The sequence below is a fragment of the Pseudomonas guariconensis genome (assembly GCF_024127895.1).
Lineage (GTDB): Bacteria > Pseudomonadota > Gammaproteobacteria > Pseudomonadales > Pseudomonadaceae > Aquipseudomonas > Aquipseudomonas guariconensis_B.
Genome location: NZ_JAMYBK010000017.1, coordinates 15,570 through 32,701, shown reverse-complemented (window position 1 = coordinate 32,701; position 17,132 = coordinate 15,570). Strand labels below are relative to the sequence as shown.

Below are 17,132 nucleotides of genomic sequence, written 5' to 3'. Positions count from 1 at the left end.
CATCCTGGGGCGCGAAGTGGCCCCCCAAAGTCTTGAGTGATTGCCCGCGAAACGAGTCGCCCACCTCAGACCGGCAAGGCCATGTAGAACTGGGTACCCTGCCCTGGCCGGGAAAACACCCCCATGCGCCCCCCATGCAACTGAACGATCTCCTTGCACAGCGCCAGCCCCAGGCCAGCGCCACCCTTTTTGCGCCCCACCTGCACGAAGGGCTCGAAGATGCGCCCTTGCTGGCCATAGGCGATGCCCTCGCCGTTGTCCTCGACGCTGATGATCACCCGCTCGGCATGGCGCCGTGCGTGCAGGCGGATACGTCCGCCGCTGGCGGTGTGGCGAATGGCGTTGTGCAGCAGGTTGTCCAGCACCCGCTCGAGCTGGGCGATATCGGCCTGGATACGTGGCAAGGGCAGCTCCAGTTCGGTGAGCAGCTCGATCTGCTTGTGCGTGGCTTGCTCGGCAAAGCGTGCCTGGGCGCGTTCGAGCAGCTCGTCGATGGCACAGGGCGCCAGTTCCAGTTTCTGCAGGCCGCTCTGGTAGCGGGAGAAATTGAGCAGGTCGTTGATCAGCTGAGTCAGCCGCTGCATCTCCTCGCCAATGGTGTCGAGCAGGTCGTTTTCCCGGGCTTCGGGCGGGAACTTCAAGCGTTCGCGCAGCAGGCCGAAGGCCATGTGCATGCCGGTGACCGGCGTGCGCAACTCATGGGAGGCGCGCAGGACGAACTCGCTGCGCACCCGCTCGAAGGCACGCTGCTCGGTGACATCGTGCAGCACCATCACGGCGCCCAGGATCGGCCCCTGGGGATGGCTGACCGGCGTGAGGCTATAAGCCAGCAGGCGGGTTTCCTCATCGACTTCGATGCTCAGGTCATCGGGCGGGCGGTCCAGGTTGCCGCCACGCAGGACCTGGCGCACTTGCTGCTCCAGCTCCGGGCGCTGCAGCGCCTCGGCCAGGCCCGTGCCGACACGGCTGGAGTCCCAGCCAAGCTGGCGTTGGGCCACCGGATTGAGGTGCTCGAGGCAACCTTGGCGGTCGATGATCAACAACCCGTCGTCGATGCTGTCGAGCACCGCCTGCAGCCGTTGCTGGCCGGCCAGCAGTTCGTCGACATTGGTGGCCTGGTGCTTGCGCAGGGCATCGGCCATCAGGCCGAAGCGGCGGGTCAACTGGTTCAGCTCGGTGGCCTGGGTCACGGGCAGGGTGACATCGAAGTTGCCCTGGCCAACCTGGTCGGCGGCCTTGGCCAGGGCTTCGATCGGCTGGCCGAAGCGGCGGGCGATGTTGTGCGCGGTGACGAAGCCCAGCACCAGTACCGCCAGGCCCATCAGGCCGAGCATGCCGCTGATCAGCAGCGCGCGGCCGCGGGTTTGCTCCTCGCTGCGGGTGATGTGCTCCAGCGCCTGCTTGTGCGAATCGATCAGGTCGGTACGCACCTGGTTGAACGCTGCGCCCAGTGGTTGCTCGACCCCCATGCTGCGGGCCGGCGCCGGACTTTCGCGGTACGCCTGGAGAAAGGCCTGGTAGTTGCTGTTGGCCTTGCTGAAGCCGGTGCGCTCGCCACCTTGGGCCAGGCCCTCGTCGAGCAGGGTCTTGAAGCTCTCCTGCAGGGTCACCAGGCTTTGCGGATCGGTGCTTTCGTCGAGGATCAGGTTGAGCTGCTCACCCAGGTTCTGCCGCAGCTTCAGGCCGACTTCCAGGGCATGGGTGGTGTCGCGGACCAGGCGCTGCTGCACGGTGGCCATCTGCAACACGCTGACGAGCCCCAGCAGCAGGCCGAGCAGGGCGACCGTCACCAGCGCCGAGATGCTGAGGAAAAGCCGCGTGCGCAGCTTCATCGACCATTTCATAGGTTGTACTGCTTGCGCTTGCGGTACAGGGTGGAGGCGTCGATGCCCAGGGTCTTGGCGGCCTGGTCGAGGGTGTCGCTGGTGGCCAGCACCGCGCCGATGTGGGCGCGCTCCAGCTCGTCCAGGCTCAGCGCGGCGCCGACCCGCGGCGCGTTGCCCGTGGGTTGTTCGGCCATGCCCAGGTGGCTGATTTCCACACGTTCCTGCGGGCAGATGATGCTGGCCCGCTCCACCACGTTGCGCAGCTCGCGGATGTTGCCCGGCCAGCGGTAGTTGAGCAGGGCTGTGCGGGCTTCGTCGCTGAACACCCGGGCGGGGCGCGAGTATTCCTTGACGAAGCGGGCGAGGAAGCGTTCGGCGAGGGTGAGGATGTCTTCGCTGCGCTCGCGCAGGGGAGGCAGGTGCAGGGTGATGACGTTCAGGCGGTACAGCAGGTCTTCGCGAAAGCGCCCGTCGCGGACCATCTCCTCGAGGTTGAGGTTGGTCGCCGCGAGAATCCGCACGTCGGCCCGGCGGGTGATGGGGTCGCCAACCCGCTCGTATTCCTTGTCCTGGATGAAACGCAGCAGCTTAGGCTGGAGTGTCAGGGGAAAATCGCCGATTTCGTCGAGAAACAGCGTGCCGCCGTCCGCCTGGTTGACCCGCCCGAGGGTGCTTTCGCTGGCCCCTGTGAAGGCGCCACGGGTATGGCCGAACAGTTCGCTTTCCATCAGCTCGGCGTTCAGCGAGGGGCAGTTGATGGTCACGCAGGCCTTGCGCGCCCGTTTGCTCCAGCCGTGGATGGCGCGGGCCAGCTCACCCTTGCCGGTCCCCGACTCGCCGAGGATGAGGATATTGGCGTCGGTGGTCGCCACCTGCCGGGCGGTTTCCAGCACCGCCATCATGGCTGGGCTGTGTGAATCCAGGCCGTCCTTGGGCTTGCGCACCTCGCCTTCCAGCGCCTCCAGGCGCGCCGACAGCTGGCGGACTTCCAGCTGCTTGGCCGTGGCCAGGCGCAATTGGTCGGGGCTGCACGGCTTGACCAGGTAATCGGCGGCGCCGGCCTGGATGGCATCGACCGCAGTGTCGATCGCCGAATGGGCGGTGACGATCACTACACGCATCCAGGGAGCCTGGATACGCATCTGGGCCAGCACATCCAGGCCATTGTCCTCGCCCAGGCGCAGGTCGAGGAAACACAGGTCGAACACCTGGCGCTGCAGCAAGGCTTCCGCCTGCGCGGCACTGCTGGCCGTGGCCACGCTGTAGCCTTCGTCTTCCAGGCAATAGCGGAAGGTTCGCAGGATCGCGGATTCATCATCCACCAGCAGAATGCGGCCTTGGTTGTCCTGGGCTGATTCCATTTTCCTACGCTCCTTCGGGATTGATCTCAATTAGTGTCGGAAAAATCGGGCAAGTTGCATGGTCCATTCTGAAGGAATCCGTTGTTTGCATGCTAGCCAATGGCCTGGTCTCGGTCTGAGCCCCCCAACAGCACGAGGTTCCACGGGCTTTTAGGAATGGCACAGCGGTTGCGACTGTCTTTTGTTATGCCAAGCAAGGAGGTGACTCATGCGCTTTTCCCCTCGAATGACCCTGTTGGCGGCCTGCCTGCTGCCGGTGTTCACCCCGGCCCTCGCCGACCCCGTCCAGGACGCGCGCCTGCAAGGCGCCCTGCAAACCGCACTGTCGCTCAACCGTGTGCTCAACCCGTTCCGTATCACGGTCGAGGTGGACGGCGCCCAGGCCCGTCTCTCCGGCGAAGTGGAGAACGCGGTCGAGAGTCAGTTGGCCGAGCGTGTGGCCCTTGCCACCCGTGGTATCGAGCAGGTCGACAACCAGCTGCGGGTCAACCCCGAGCTGGTCGAGCGGCCCCAGGAGCTGCGGGCTTACGCCCAACGTCTGGAAGACGCCACGCTCGCGGCGATCGTGCGCGCACGCCTGCTCTGGAGCCGTATCACCGAGAAGGCGCCGATCGAGGTCGAGAGCCGTGAGGGCGTGGTGACCTTGCGGGGCAAGGTCGATAGCCCTGAGGCCAAGGAGTTGGCCGGCGTGCTGGCGCGTAGCACCGATGGCGTGCACCTGGTGAACAACCTGGTCAGCCTGGACAGCGCCGCCATGGCCAAGGCCCGGGAAAAGCCGGTGGATGCGCCCACGGGGCCGCAACCCAGTGACAGCTGGATCGTCGCCAAGATCCAGAACAGTCTACGCTTCAGCCGCAACCTCGATGGCCTGAACATCAAGGTGGCCAGCGAACAAGGGCTGGTCCGGCTGTCTGGCGAGGTGGTCAGTAGCGAACAGAAGGCCATCGCCGTGGAGGTAGCCAGGCAGATCATCGGTGTGCGAGGCGTGGACGCCGACCTGCTGAAGATCGCCACCAAAGTGGAAGGATGATCGTGCAAAACGCACGACCTTGCCGGGTCCATCGTGCAGGATACGTCCCCGGTGTTCGTGAGTTTTTTTCTATATTTTTGTTTTAAAAGGAATTTTACAGATGGCCAAGGCTGGCATGCAGGCTGCAACTTCCTGGGCAGGTTCGAATAAAAACACAGCAGGAGGAGCTGGCATGAACCGCCCATCCGTCAACCGCTCGCAGACTACCGCACTGCCCCTGCGCCAGTGCCTGTACCTCGGGCTGGCGCTGCTGCTGACCCTGGCCGCTGGCCAGTTCTACTACAGCTGGCAGACCTCCCGGCTGGCCGAGCAGGTGGCGGCGCAGACCGCGCTGCTGGCGCAGATCCAGGCGAACCGTGCCAATACCCTGGTGAGGGCGACCGAGCCGCTGCCGGCGGCAAAGGCGTCCCCTGCCACCCTGGAGCGCGTCGCACCCCAGGAGCGCTGGGTGTTCTGAGCGCCACGCCAGGCTGATTTCGAAAAGAAAGGAGAACCATCATGCTGAGTTGGGCCATCACTTTCCTGATCATCGCCATTGTCGCCGCCGTGCTGGGCTTCGGTGGTATCGCCGGCGCCGCCACTGGTATCGCGAAGATCCTCTTCATCATCTTCCTGGTCCTGTTCGTGGCTTCCTTCTTCTTCGGACGTGGCAGGGGTTGAACATGCGCAGGATGCTTTGCACAGCCCTGGCTACCGCTCTGCTAGTGGGCGGTGGCGCGGCGGCGATGGCGGCCAATGACGGCCAGGTCCGGGTCAATCAGCTGCTGGGTACGGACCCCGAGTACCGGGAAACCTGGCAGGACACCCTCGAGGGCGAAGAGCGGCTGCCCGATTGGGTGATCAACCTCACCGGCAGTTCGCAGGAGCAGATGTCGGCGGTCACCGAGGATGGCGACCGGTATCTGGTCGGGCCTTTGTGCGAATCGGAGAACAATTGCACCTACAAACGCCTGATCGTGGCGTTCAGTTGGGACAAGGACGACGCCTACGGGATGCTCGTGGAAGTCCCGGAGGGCCTGCCCTCGGACAAGTCGCCCACCCGCCATGCGCAATACCGCTGGCTGGGTGATCCGGACGACGGCATGAAGGCCATGCTGCGCGAGCAGCTCAAGCGCGACCCGAAGTGGTACTGACCGAAGCTCGCGCGTTGTAACGCTGTAGAAGCCGAACTTTTCCCGCTTTCCGGCTTCTATGATGCGCCGCCCCGAGGAGGGATGGCGCATGACCAAGGGGCCGGGCCGTTCTGGTTGTTGCAGGACCGGAGTGGCCTAGGGGTACAGGGAGTGCCTCCGCGATGGGCCGGGTCAGGTGAAGGTGACGTCGGAAGCTTCAGGCCGACCGTGTCGGATGGGCATGGGCTCGGGCCTGGCTTCCGAGGTACCTCTATATAAAGAAGGCATCCACGTTTCTCCCACCCTTTCCCTCGACAAGATCCTCTTTCGATCCGCACGCCTTCCTACGGAAAAAAGCGAAATTGCCCCGAGACACATTTTGTCTCGACCGTACATCGAAATTTTTTTCGATCCCCTACCGTCCCCGACGGGGGCGATTTTGGCCATTCGGATTGTCGAACAGGCCGTTCACACCCTCGAATGGGTGCAGCCAAATCTGCCGAAAAATGGCGCTTTGGTCTTGTTCGGAAATCCGAACGCAGAAAAGACAACCTCTTCTGATGCCCGATTTCCTCTGGAAGTATCATGCCGATTCGGCATGGGCTACTCGTTTCCGGCATTAGACTGCCCCCTTTTGCATCGCAATAGTTGCCGCCTTTTTCGCTGACCCGAGCGCCGTGTCGCTCGCTTGCGGTGTCCTTCCATGGAGCCGCCGAACGGAAGCAAAACGCTGACATATGGGCTGGAAACGGCTCTGCAACGCGCTTTTCCGGTTGGTGCCCGTGACCACTAGAACAAAGGGGAATGACATGAAGAAGGCAAAACTAAGCCTCGCCTGGCAGATCGTCATCGGTCTGGTACTCGGCGTTGCAGTCGGCGCGCTGCTTAATCATTTCAGTGCAGAAAAGGCATGGTGGATCAGCAACGTCCTCCAGCCCGCCGGCGACATCTTCATTCGCCTGATCAAGATGATCGTCGTCCCGATCGTGATTTCGTCGCTGATCGTGGGCATCGCCGGGGTAGGCGACGCGAAGAAACTGGGCAGCATCGGCCTGAAGACCATCATCTACTTCGAAGTGGTGACCACCATCGCCATCGTCGTCGGCCTGGTCCTGGCCAACCTGTTCCATCCGGGTGCCGGCATCGACATGAGCACCCTGGGCACCGTCGATATCTCCAAGTACCAGGCCACCGCGGCCGAAGTGCAGCATGAGCACGCGTTCATCGAGACCCTGCTCAACCTGATCCCGTCGAACATCTTCGCGGCGCTGATGCGTGGCGAGATGCTGCCGATCATCTTCTTCTCGGTGATGTTCGGCCTGGGCCTGTCGAGCCTGCAGGCGGAGCTGCGCGACCCGCTGGTACGTACCTTCCAGGCTGTGTCGGAGACCATGTTCAAGGTCACCCACATGATCATGAACTACGCACCGATCGGTGTGTTCGCCCTGATCGCCGCCACCGTCGCCAACTTCGGCTTCGCCTCGCTGCTGCCGCTGGCCAAGCTGGTGCTGCTGGTGTACTTCGCCATCGCCTTCTTCGCCTTCATGGTGCTGGGCTTGGTGGCGCGGATATTCGGCTTCTCGGTCATCAAGATCATGCGCATCATGAAGGACGAGTTGATCCTGGCGTACTCCACCTCCAGCTCGGAAACCGTGCTGCCGCGTGTGATCGAGAAGATGGAGAAGTACGGTGCGCCGAAGTCGATCTGCAGCTTCGTGGTACCGACTGGCTACTCCTTCAACCTCGACGGCTCGACCCTGTACCAGAGCATCGCGGCGATCTTCATCGCCCAGCTGTATGGCATCGACCTGTCCCTGGGCCAGCAATTGCTGCTGGTGCTGACCCTGATGGTCACCTCCAAGGGCATCGCCGGCGTGCCGGGCGTTTCCTTCGTGGTACTGCTGGCGACCCTGGGCAGCGTGGGCATCCCGCTGGAAGGCCTGGCCTTCATCGCCGGTGTCGACCGCATCATGGACATGGCCCGTACCGCCTTGAACGTGATCGGCAACGCCCTGGCCGCGCTGGTCATCGCGCGCTGGGAAGGCATGTACGATGCGGCCAAGGGCGAGCAGTACTACAGCTCGCTGATGCAGGCCGCGGGCAAGCGGGAAACCGTGATGGTGGGCGAGACCGCCAAGCGCTGACCCTGCTGCGTTGCACCGAAGAGCCCCGACTTGTCGGGGCTTTTTGTCGTCTGTACCGACGCATTCGCCCGGCAAGCCCGCTCAACCGACCGGCATGCGTTATCATTCGGGGCATTTTTCAGGGGGAACACACGGATGCTCAACGGCCTTTGGCTCGGCTTTTTCCTGGTGGCGGCCATTTCCGCCCTGGCCCAATGGCTGGTCGGCGGCAATGCCGGCATCTTCGCCGCGATGGTCGAGAGCATCTTCGCCATGGCCAAGCTGTCCGTGGAGGTCATGGTCCTGCTGTTCGGCACCCTCACCCTCTGGCTGGGCTTTCTCAAGATCGCCGAGCAGGCCGGAATCGTCGAATGGCTGGCCAAGGTCCTGGGCCCGCTGTTCGCCCGCTTGATGCCCGAGGTCCCGCCCGGCCATCCGGCCCTGGGCCTGATCACCATGAACTTCGCCGCCAACGGCCTGGGCCTGGACAACGCCGCCACGCCCATCGGCCTGAAGGCCATGCGCGCCCTGCAGGAGCTCAATCCGAGCAGCAGCACGGCGAGCAACGCGCAGATCCTGTTCCTGGTGCTCAACGCATCGTCGCTCACCCTGCTGCCGGTGACCATCTTCATGTACCGCGCCCAGCAGGGCGCGACCGACCCGACCCTGGTGTTCCTGCCGATCCTCCTGGCCACCAGCTGCTCGACCCTGGTCGGCCTGCTGTCGGTGGCGGTGATGCAGCGCCTGCGCCTGTGGGACCCGGTGGTACTCGCCTACCTGATCCCCGGCGCCCTGCTGCTGGGCGGCTTCATGGCTCTCCTCGGCACCCTGTCGGCGGCGGCCTTGGCCAGCCTCTCGTCGATCCTCGGCAACCTGACGCTGTTTGGCGTGATCATCCTGTTCCTGGTGATCGGTGCGCTGAAACGGGTCAAGGTCTATGAGGCCTTCATCGAAGGCGCCAAGGAAGGTTTCGACGTGGCCAAGAGCCTTTTGCCGTACCTGGTGGCCATGCTCTGCGCGGTCGGCGTGCTGCGCGCCTCCGGGGCCCTGGAGCTGGCGCTGGACGGCATCCGCCATGCGGTGGAATGGATGGGCATGGATACCCGTTTCGTCGAGGGCCTGCCGACCGCGCTGGTCAAGCCGTTCTCCGGCAGCGCGGCGCGGGCCATGCTCATCGAGACCATGCAGACCCACGGCGTCGACAGTTTCCCCGCGTTGGTGGCGGCGACCATCCAGGGTAGCACCGAAACCACCTTCTACGTGTTGGCGGTGTACTTCGGCGCGGTGGGCATCCAGCGTGTGCGCCACACCGTGGGTTGTGCCCTGCTCGCCGAGCTATCCGGGGTGATCGCGGCGATCTTCGTCTGCTACTGGTTCTTCGCCTGAGCCTGGCCGGCCTGGGCGATGGTCCAGGCCACCACTTGTCCCACCAACTGGTCGCTGGCACTGCCGAAGCCGGCGACCACCGCTGGCACCTGGCTGTCGCCCAGCGGCTGGCGCACCTCGAAGCGGCGGCTGGCCAGGATACGCTGGCTGCGGCCCTGGACCAGCCGTGCGTCATAGCGGATCAGCACCTCTACGCCCCCGGCCCGGTACTCGCTTTGGAACGCCTGCAACTCGCCGACCAGCTCGAAGTCGGCCTGCAGGTTGCTGTCGTCCGCGCTCAGGCGCTGTACCCGGCCGTCGCGCTGGAAACCGTCGAGCAGGCGGTTGCGCAGCAACAGCGGCACCGGGTCGCTCCAGCGCGCACCCTTGTAGCTGCTGATGACGTCGCCCTGGGGAATCACGGCGATGCGCGGCCCGGCCAGGGCTTCGCTGGCCAGTGGCTTGTTCAGGCGCAGCGACCAGTCCAGCGGCGCCTGGTTGCCGTTGGCCTGGCTCACCGGCAAGCGATAGATGTCCACCGGCTCGCTTTGCGGCAGGATCGAACAGGCCGTGGCCAGGCCCAGGGAGGCTGTCAGGGCGAGCAGGCGCAGCGACCGTTTCATGGCTGGAACTCCTTGTTGTTGTCGCGGCCCAGCAGGTAGCCGCCTGGGTCTGCCTCCAGGCGCCGGGAGATACCCTTCAGGGCGTTGAGGGTTTCGCGCAGCTCGCGGATCGCCGGGGCCAGCTGGTTCAGGCCCTGGGCGCCGTCGTCGAGGGCTTGGCGGTTATCCTTGAGCAGGGCGTTGATGGTCGCGGTGCTTTCGGCCAGGGACTGCATGGCCTGCTCGGCGCTGCCGATCGCCTGCTTGCCTTCGCTGCCCAGCAAGGCGTTGGCGTCGTGCATCAGCGTTTGGGTCTCGGCCAGGGTGGCGCTGGCCTGCTTGCCGACCTCGGCCAGTTGCTCGATGGCCTGGGCGATGCCGCCCTTGTGGTTGGCGAAGGCGCTGGTGGTTTGCTCGAGGTTCGCCAGGGTGTTGCCCAGGCGGTCGATATTGGTTTCGGAGAACATCTGATTGGCGTTGTGCAGCAGCAGGTTGATGTTGGTCACCAGGTCGCTGCTGTCGTTGAGCAGCCGCGAAATGGGCGATGGCGAGGCGACGATCACCGGCAACTGGCCTCCCTTGCCCTTGAGTTCCGGGCTTTGCGGCGTGCCACCACTGAGCTGGATGAAGGCGTTGCCGGTGACGCCGGCCAGGGTCAGCTTGGCTTGGGTGTCCTGCTTGACCGGTGTATCGGCGTTCAGGCGGATGCGCGCCAGTACCCGGCGTGGGTCCTGCGGGTCGAGGCGCAAGGTGGTGACATCACCGACCTTGATGCCGTTGTACTGCACCGTGCTGCCGCGTGACAGGCCCGAGACCGCTTCGTTGAACACCACTTCGTAGTCCTTGAAGGTGTCGTCGACGCTGGACTTGGCCAGCCACAGGCCGAACAGCATGGCGCCGGCCACCACCAGGACGGTGATCAGGCCGATCAGGACGTGATGAGCTCGGGTTTCCATCTTCAGCGCTCCTGCTCCGCACGGCGGGCGGCGTCTTCGGCCGCCCGCCCGCGCGGGCCGTGAAAGTATTCGTGGATCCAGGGGTCGTCGGTCTGCTCGACCTGTGCCAGGGGGGCGGCCACCAGCACCTTTTTCTGCGACAGTACCGCGACCCGGTCGGTGATGGTGTAGAGCGTGTCCAGGTCGTGGGTGATGAGGAATACCGAAAGGCCCAGGGCGTCGCGCAGGGTCAGGATCAACTGGTCGAAGGCTGCGGCGCCGATCGGGTCGAGGCCAGCGGTGGGCTCGTCGAGGAACAGGATGTCCGGGTCCAGGGCCAGGGCCCGGGCCAGGGCGGCGCGCTTGACCATGCCGCCGGACAGCGACGATGGGTACTTGTCGGCAGCGGAAATCGGCAGGCCGGCCAGGGCCAGCTTGACCCCCGCCAGGTGTTCGGCGTCCGGGCGGGACAGCCCGGCATGCTCGATCAGTGGCAGGGCGACGTTCTCGGTCACGGTCAGCGAAGAGAACAGCGCGCCCTTCTGGAACAGCACGCCGAAGCGCCGCTCCACCCGCGAGCGCTGGGTATCGCTGGCCTGGGCCAGGTCCTGGCCGAACACCTTGACCTGCCCTTCGTTGGGCCGCCGCAGGCCGACGATGCTGCGCAGCAGCACCGACTTGCCGCTGCCCGAGCCGCCGACCACGGCGAGGATCTCACCGCGATACAGGTCCAGGTCGAGGTTTTCATGGACAACCTGGCTGCCGAAGCGGTTGCAGATGCCCCGCGCCTCGATCACTTTCTCGCGCGTGCCGTTCACCAGCCCATCTCCATGAAGAACAGCGCGGCCACCGCATCCAGCACGATGACCACGAAGATCGACTGGACCACGCTGGAGGTGGTATGCGCGCCCACCGATTCGGCGCTGCCGCTGACCTTGAAGCCTTCCAGGCAGCCGATGGCGGCGATCAGGAAGGCGAAGAACGGTGCCTTGGCCAGGCCTACCAGGAAGTGCTGCACGCCGATGTCGCTCTGCAACAGCGAGAGGAACATGGCTGGTGAGATATCCAGCGACAGGGCGCAGACCACCGCGCCGCCGATGATCCCGCAGAGCATCGCGACGAAGGTCAGCAGCGGCAGGGCGATCAGCAGGGCCAGGACCCGCGGCACCACCAGCAGCTCGATGGGGTTCAGGCCCAGGGTGCGGATGGCGTCGACCTCTTCGTTGGCCTTCATCGAGCCGATCTGCGCGGTGAAGGCGCTGGCAGTGCGGCCGGCCATGAGGATGGCGGTCAGCAGCACGCCGAATTCGCGCAGGAAGGAGAAGGCAACCAGGTCGACGGTGAAGATGCTCGCGCCGAAGTCGGCCAGTACCGTGGCGCCGAGGAAGGCCACCACCGCGCCCACCAAGAAAGTGAGCAAGGCCACGATCGGCGCGGCATCGAGGCCTGTCTGCTCGATGTGCGCAACCACCGGCGTGACCCGCCAGCGATGCGGCTGCAAGGCGCGTCGCAGCAGTGTCTCGAGGATCAGGCCGATGAAGCCGAGCAGTTGCCGGGTGTCCTGCCAGAGGGTATCGACGGCCCGGCCGATGCGCTCGAGCAGTTGCAGCAGCACTGTGCGTTCCGGCGCCTTGACCGGGATGCAGTAGTCCTGCACCGAACAGTAGACGTTCTTGAGCAGGGCGCGGCTGGCGTCGGGAAGGTCGCCGGTGCAGCGCGACAGGCGTTCGGCACCGAGCAGTTCGGCCAGCAGCGAGGCGCCGGCGGTGTCCAGGCGGCCCAGCTGGCTGAGGTCGGCGACCGTGTCGTCGCCGTATTGCGGGCGCAGGCGCTCACTCTCGCGCTTGAGGCTGGCGTAGTGGGCCAGGGTCCAGTCGCCGGCGATACGCAAGCAGGCCGGTTGGCTACTGGTGTCCAGGGTGGCGCTGGGGGTTGTCATAGGCTCCATGCATTTGACCGGGCGCGAGGCATCGAGTCAGATCATAGCGTAATGGCGGCATTTGGGGCTGCTTCGCAGCCTATCGCCGGCAAGCCGGCTCCCAGACAGGTTCAGCGGTGCCCTCGGGCTACTGTGCAGGTGCATCGTCCACCACCCTGAAGCGCAACACGCCAATCACCTGCCCATCCTCGGTCAGCACCCTCACCTGCCACTTGCCCACCGGGTTGGGCGGGAAGTTCTGCTTGTGCGTCCAGGCCCGGTAGCCTTCCTTGCGTCCGCCGTGGATATCCAAGGCGATGCGATCCACCTCTTTACCATCGAGCTGCCACACGTGGTAGATGCGTTCGTTGAGGCCGCGCGGGGCATTGATCGCGGTATAGGCATACAGGCCGCCGCTGCGGATGCGGCTGGCAGCGACTTCCTCCAGAGAGTCGCCCGGCTGGCGGTTCTGCACTTCGGTGCTGACGGCCACCTCGGTCATCCACAAGGTGGCCGGCGGCACCCAGGAACGCAGCAACCAGCCACCGCCGCCGACTGCCAGGGTCACCAGCACCAGAGCCACGCCGCGGCGCCAGGTGTTGATCGGGAAGCTGCTGGCCAGGCTGGGGAAGGACAGCGCCATGGCGGCGACCAGGGCCAGCTTGAAGCTCTGCGCCGTGGTCAGGTGCAGGATGATCGGCAGCGCCGTGAGCAGCGCGGCGAACAGGGTCAGGGTGTGCAGGGCGAGGAACAGCCAGCGCCGGGGCGCCAGCCACTTGTAGTACAGCGGGTCGATGATCGAGATCAGCCCCGCAGCGCCGAGCAGGCCGGTGAAGACCAGTTGCCCGCTGTTCCAGGTGGTGGTGATGAAGAAGAACGGCAGGACGAAGAACAGGCTTTCCTGGTGGATCATCTGCGTCGCGTAGCGCAGCAGCGGTTGCGGGATCTCGCGCTTGAAGGCTCGGGCGAACAGGCCCGTGAGGGTGTTTTCCAGCATCAGCCAGACCCAGCTGACCAGCATGACGATGGCGATCCAGCTGGCCAGGCCGGCTTGGCGGTCGACCAGGATGAAGCTGCCGATGCCAGAGAGAAAGCCGCAGAGCGCGATGATGCCGGGGTAGCGCTTGAGCAGTTCGATCACGCGCAGGATGAAATTGGGTATCGGAGGCATGGGGCTGATAGACAGAGAGATTTAGGTGCCGGTTCTGGCTCGGTCGCAGGACGAGCCTGCTCCCACAGGCTTGCGCAAAGCCTGGCACGAATCCTGTGGGAGCGGGCACGTCGGGGCGCCGAACCGCCGTGAAAGGGCCGGATGATGGCTACAGGATACCGCTGAATCAGGGCTGGCGTGTAGCGCCGCTGGAGCGTGGCGTCGGGTGGCGGCGACGGCGCAGCAGCCCGGCGGCCAGGACCAGGCCCAGCAGCAGTGCCAGCAAGCCGTAGAGTTCGTCGTAGCCGAGCAGCGGTTTTTCGATACGCAGGTAGCCTGGGTCGTCGAGCAGCGTGCGCAGGGCTTCGTCGGCCTGCTTGAGGCTGACCTGGCGCAGCTTGCGGACCGGGTCGGCGAAGCGCCCGTCGGTGTAGTCGTTCAACGCACCCCAGTAGTAGTCGGCCAGGGCGCTGTTACCCTGGGTGGTCCAGCTTTCGCGGGCGATGGCTGCTTCCTTGAGGCGCGCGAAGGTGTCCGGGTCCAGGCCGTTCTTGCGCAGGTGGTCGAACAACTGCTGCATGACCTTGACCGCTTCGTCGATGTCCTGCCGCTCGAGGTCGGCATTGAGGCTGAGCATGCCCCGGTCGCCAAAGCTTTCGCGTTGCACCGAGGGCCCATAGGACAGGCCATGGCGCAGGCGCAACTGGTCGTACAGGGCCCAGTCCAGGTAGCGCGAGAGCAGGTCGAGGGTCTGGTCGTGGGCGTTGTCCAGCACCGGCTCGATGAACAGCCAGTGCAGCTTGACGCTGTCGCCCAGCCAGCCGCGGGTCAGGTCGCGGCGCTGTTCGGCCTGGCGGCTGATGCTTTCCAGGCTGCGCCGCTCGCCTGGCTCCACGGCCGGCAGCTCGCCATAGGTGCGCTCCAGGTAGGCCGGCAGCAGGCGGTCGAGGCCGCCGACGACGATCAGGGTCATGTTGTTGGCGGCATACCAGTGCTCGCGCAGTGCCTGGACCTGCTCCAGGGTCATGTCGTCGAGGTTGGAGCGCTCCGGGCACTTCAGGCCCAGTTCCACGGCCAGTTGGTCGCTGGCGCGGTGGCCGATGTCCTGGCGGTCGAGCCAGCGCTGCAGGTGGCCGTAGTGGCCGCCGTCCTCGCGTTCGATGATCTTCTTCGCCGTGGCCAGGGCCTTGCCATCGATACGTGTGTCGCGGATCGCCGCCAGCAGCAGGTCGAGGACCTTGCGCTGGTTACGCGCCGGCGCCTCGACGACGAAGGTGGTGTCGGCGCTGCTGGTGTAGGCGTTCCACTCCCCGCCCAGTGCCTGCATGCGCTCTTCCAGGCCGCCCTCGCCGCTGGCGTCGATGCCGCTGAACAGCAGGTGTTCGAGCAGATGTGGCAGCTCCCGCTGGTCGCAGTCGAAATCGTCCAGGCCAACCCCCACCACCAGGCGGATCGCCACATGGTCGCGCTCGTAGCCCGACTTGAGGATCACCTGCAGGCCGTTGGGCAATAGATACCCTTCGACCCGGGAGCGATCGAGGGCGAACGTGGGCAGGCTGCACAACAGCAGGCAAACGAACATCAGGCAACGCATGGGCGAGCTCGGGTCTCCAGGTACGCGGGATCAGGACAGGCGGGCTTCGTCCGGCACGCTGTCGAGCAGAAGCCCGCCCGTGTCCGCGCCGCCCAGTACCACATAGGCACTGCTGCAGAACAAAGAGTTCAACCGCTTCATGTCGGCGATCAGCTCCAAGTGTAGCGAACTGGTCTCGATACTTTGCACCACTTTGCGTTGCAAACGGCTGACATGGGCGTGGGCCAGGCGTCGCTCCTGGGCGCGGAAGCGGCGTTTCTCGCGTAGTAGCAGGCGGGCGCTCTGCGGATCGGCGCTGAGGAACACCGACAGACCCAGGCGCAGGTTGGCCAGCAACTGCTCCTGCAGGCCAGTCAGTTCCTCCAGGCCGACCTGGGAGAACTCGCGGCGCTGGGAGGTTTTTTGCTGCTGGACCTTGCGCAGCATGCGCTCGATCAGGTCGCTGGCGAGCTTGAGGTTGATCGCCAGCTCGATGATCTCGGCCCAGCGCCGGTTGTCCTGTTCGCTGAGATCCTCCCGCGACATCTGCGCCAGGTACAGCTTGATGGCGCTGTACAGGGCTTCGGCATCCTCGACCAAGGCGCGTACCTGCTGCGGCATGGCGGTCTGGGTGCCGCGCAGGGCACCCAGCATGGCTTCGAGCAGGCTGTCGACGATGTCCCCCAGACGCAGGGTCTCGCGCGCGGCGTTGGCCAGGGCCAGGCTCGGTGTGTCGAGGGCGGAGGCGTCCAGGTGGCGTGGCCGGATCTGGCCGTTGCCGTTCTCGCGCTCCGGCAGCAAGGCGTTGCACAGGCGCCCCATGGGCTTGACCGTGGGCAGCATGATCAGGCAGCGCAGGGTGTTGTAGAGCAAGTGGAAGCCGATCACCAGCTCCTGCGGGCTGAACCTCAGCGAGTCCATCCAATCCACCAGCGGGTGCAGCACCGGGATCACCAGCACCAGGCCGATCAGTTTGTACAGCAGGCTGCCCAGTGCCACCCGTCGGCCCGCGGCGTTCTGCATGCTGGTAGTGAGGAAGGCCAGCAGGCCGCTGCCGATGTTGGCGCCGACCACCAGGCCGATGGCCACCGGCAGGCTGATGACTTCCGCACCGGCCAGGGTGGCGGTGAGCAGCACGGCGGCCAGGCTGGAATAGGACACCAGGGCGAACAAGGCCCCGACCAGGGCGTCGAGCATGATGTCGCCGGTCAGGGAGGCGAACAGGACCTTCACGCCCTGGGCATGGGTGATCGGCGTGGCCGCCTGGACGATCAGCTCCAGGGCCAGGATGATCAGGCCCAGGCCGATGCCCACGCGGCCGAGCTGGCCAGCGCGGGTCTGCTTGCGCGAAAGAAAGAAGATCACTCCGAGGAAGACCAGCAACGGCGACAGCCATGACAGGTCGAAGGTCAGTACCCGGGCCATCAGCGCCGTCCCGACATCGGCACCGAGCATGATCGCCAGGGCCGGGGTCATGGCCATCAGGCCCTGGCCGACGAACGACGTCACCAGCATGGCCGTGGCGTTGCTGCTCTGCACCAGCGCGGTGACCAGGATGCCGGCGATGAAGGCCAGCGGGCGCTTGCTCATGTTCTGGCTGAGCACCCGGCGCAGGTTGGAGCCATAGACCCGCAGGATGCCGGTTCGCACGATGTGCGTGCCCCAGACCAGCAGGGCCACGGCGGAGAGCAGGTTGAGCAGGGTCAGCATGTTTCGAGGCCCCCCTAATGCCTTCGCCCCAGCATGGGGCCAACGGGTGAAGCCGTGAGGCGGGTTTGCCCCGTGCTCACTCAAGCTTTAGTTGTTTTGCGGACTTGCCGCCAGCTTGGCATGGCTGAAACATATTTGAAACATTTCGTCGCGGGCCCCGGCCCACTGCTACAAGCCCTGTGGCGGGCATGAATGAAAGAAGGCCCCGGAGGGCAATGCCGGTCAGTTAAGACGTTCAGTTGTCATTTGGGGCCGCTTCGCGCCCCATCGCCGGCAAGCCGGCTCCCACACTGTCCGTGCAAACCGCATCATGTGTGGTCGCCGCGGTCCCTGTGGGAGCCGGCTTGCCGGCGATGGGCTGCAAGGTAGCCCCAAAAATGACAAAGCGCCGCTTGACTGACTGACATTAGCCCCGGAGGGCCTTCTT

General features: G+C 65.2%; 15 protein-coding genes. 6 read left to right on the top strand and 9 right to left on the bottom strand.

Translation table 11 applies throughout. The features are described from left to right. Positions 1–65: 65 nt before the first annotated feature. Both NJF35_RS17095 and algB read right to left on the bottom strand, forming a co-directional pair. The gene (locus NJF35_RS17095; protein WP_225790003.1) at positions 66–1,844 is read right to left on the bottom strand and encodes a KinB sensor domain-containing domain; all 1,779 of its coding nucleotides are present in this window, start codon (positions 1,842–1,844) and stop codon (positions 66–68) included. Then, positions 1,841–3,187: a sigma-54-dependent response regulator transcription factor AlgB gene (algB, locus tag NJF35_RS17090; protein WP_225790004.1), complete on the bottom strand. Its 1,347-nt coding sequence runs from the start codon at positions 3,185–3,187 to the stop codon at positions 1,841–1,843. The genes NJF35_RS17095 and algB overlap by 4 nt, the downstream gene beginning before the upstream one ends. A gap of 208 nt (positions 3,188–3,395) precedes the next feature. Between algB and NJF35_RS17085 the strand changes: the two genes are divergently transcribed. The 6 genes from NJF35_RS17085 (at position 3,396) to NJF35_RS17060 (ending at position 8,838) form a co-directional block, all read left to right on the top strand. Further along, positions 3,396–4,217, top strand: a complete 822-nt coding sequence (locus NJF35_RS17085; protein ID WP_225790005.1) for a BON domain-containing protein — start codon at positions 3,396–3,398, stop codon at positions 4,215–4,217. Positions 4,218–4,389: 172 nt separating this feature from the next. Next, positions 4,390–4,674: a hypothetical protein gene (locus NJF35_RS17080; protein ID WP_253080764.1), complete on the top strand. Its 285-nt coding sequence runs from the start codon at positions 4,390–4,392 to the stop codon at positions 4,672–4,674. 41 nt (positions 4,675–4,715) lie between these two features. Beyond that, entirely contained in the window at positions 4,716–4,877 is a 162-nt protein-coding gene (locus NJF35_RS17075) for a DUF1328 domain-containing protein (protein ID WP_011531543.1), read from the top strand. A gap of 2 nt (positions 4,878–4,879) precedes the next feature. Then, the gene (locus tag NJF35_RS17070; protein WP_225790007.1) at positions 4,880–5,350 is read left to right on the top strand and encodes an inhibitor of vertebrate lysozyme family protein; all 471 of its coding nucleotides are present in this window, start codon (positions 4,880–4,882) and stop codon (positions 5,348–5,350) included. A gap of 788 nt (positions 5,351–6,138) precedes the next feature. Beyond that, positions 6,139–7,473: a glutamate/aspartate:proton symporter GltP gene (gene gltP, locus NJF35_RS17065; RefSeq protein WP_225790008.1), complete on the top strand. Its 1,335-nt coding sequence runs from the start codon at positions 6,139–6,141 to the stop codon at positions 7,471–7,473. Positions 7,474–7,608: 135 nt separating this feature from the next. Beyond that, complete coding sequence (locus NJF35_RS17060) at positions 7,609–8,838, top strand: nucleoside recognition domain-containing protein (RefSeq protein WP_225790009.1); 1,230 nt, start codon at positions 7,609–7,611, stop codon at positions 8,836–8,838. Here NJF35_RS17060 and NJF35_RS17055 read toward each other — a convergent pair. The 7 genes from NJF35_RS17055 to NJF35_RS17025 form a co-directional block, all read right to left on the bottom strand. After that, the gene (locus NJF35_RS17055; RefSeq protein ID WP_253080766.1) at positions 8,820–9,440 is read right to left on the bottom strand and encodes an ABC-type transport auxiliary lipoprotein family protein; all 621 of its coding nucleotides are present in this window, start codon (positions 9,438–9,440) and stop codon (positions 8,820–8,822) included. The genes NJF35_RS17060 and NJF35_RS17055 overlap by 19 nt on opposite strands. Next, a complete protein-coding gene (locus NJF35_RS17050) occupies positions 9,437–10,375 on the bottom strand; it encodes an MlaD family protein (protein WP_225790011.1) in 939 nt (312 codons plus the stop codon). Before NJF35_RS17050 ends, NJF35_RS17055 begins: the two co-directional genes overlap by 4 nt. 2 nt (positions 10,376–10,377) lie before the next feature. Beyond that, entirely contained in the window at positions 10,378–11,172 is a 795-nt protein-coding gene (locus NJF35_RS17045) for an ABC transporter ATP-binding protein (RefSeq protein WP_225790012.1), read from the bottom strand. Next, positions 11,169–12,302 carry an ABC transporter permease gene (locus NJF35_RS17040; protein ID WP_253091309.1) on the bottom strand — a complete coding sequence of 378 codons (1,134 nt, stop codon included), beginning with the start codon at positions 12,300–12,302 and terminating at the stop codon, positions 11,169–11,171. The genes NJF35_RS17045 and NJF35_RS17040 overlap by 4 nt, the downstream gene beginning before the upstream one ends. A 118-nt stretch (positions 12,303–12,420) precedes the next feature. Then, a complete protein-coding gene (locus NJF35_RS17035) occupies positions 12,421–13,443 on the bottom strand; it encodes a DUF5924 family protein (RefSeq protein ID WP_225790014.1) in 1,023 nt (340 codons plus the stop codon). A 166-nt stretch (positions 13,444–13,609) separates the two neighbouring features. Continuing rightward, positions 13,610–15,016: a M16 family metallopeptidase gene (locus NJF35_RS17030; protein WP_225790015.1), complete on the bottom strand. Its 1,407-nt coding sequence runs from the start codon at positions 15,014–15,016 to the stop codon at positions 13,610–13,612. Between the two features lie 30 nt (positions 15,017–15,046). Beyond that, positions 15,047–16,705 carry a Na/Pi cotransporter family protein gene (locus NJF35_RS17025; protein WP_225790016.1) on the bottom strand — a complete coding sequence of 553 codons (1,659 nt, stop codon included), beginning with the start codon at positions 16,703–16,705 and terminating at the stop codon, positions 15,047–15,049. Positions 16,706–17,132 lie beyond the last annotated feature (427 nt).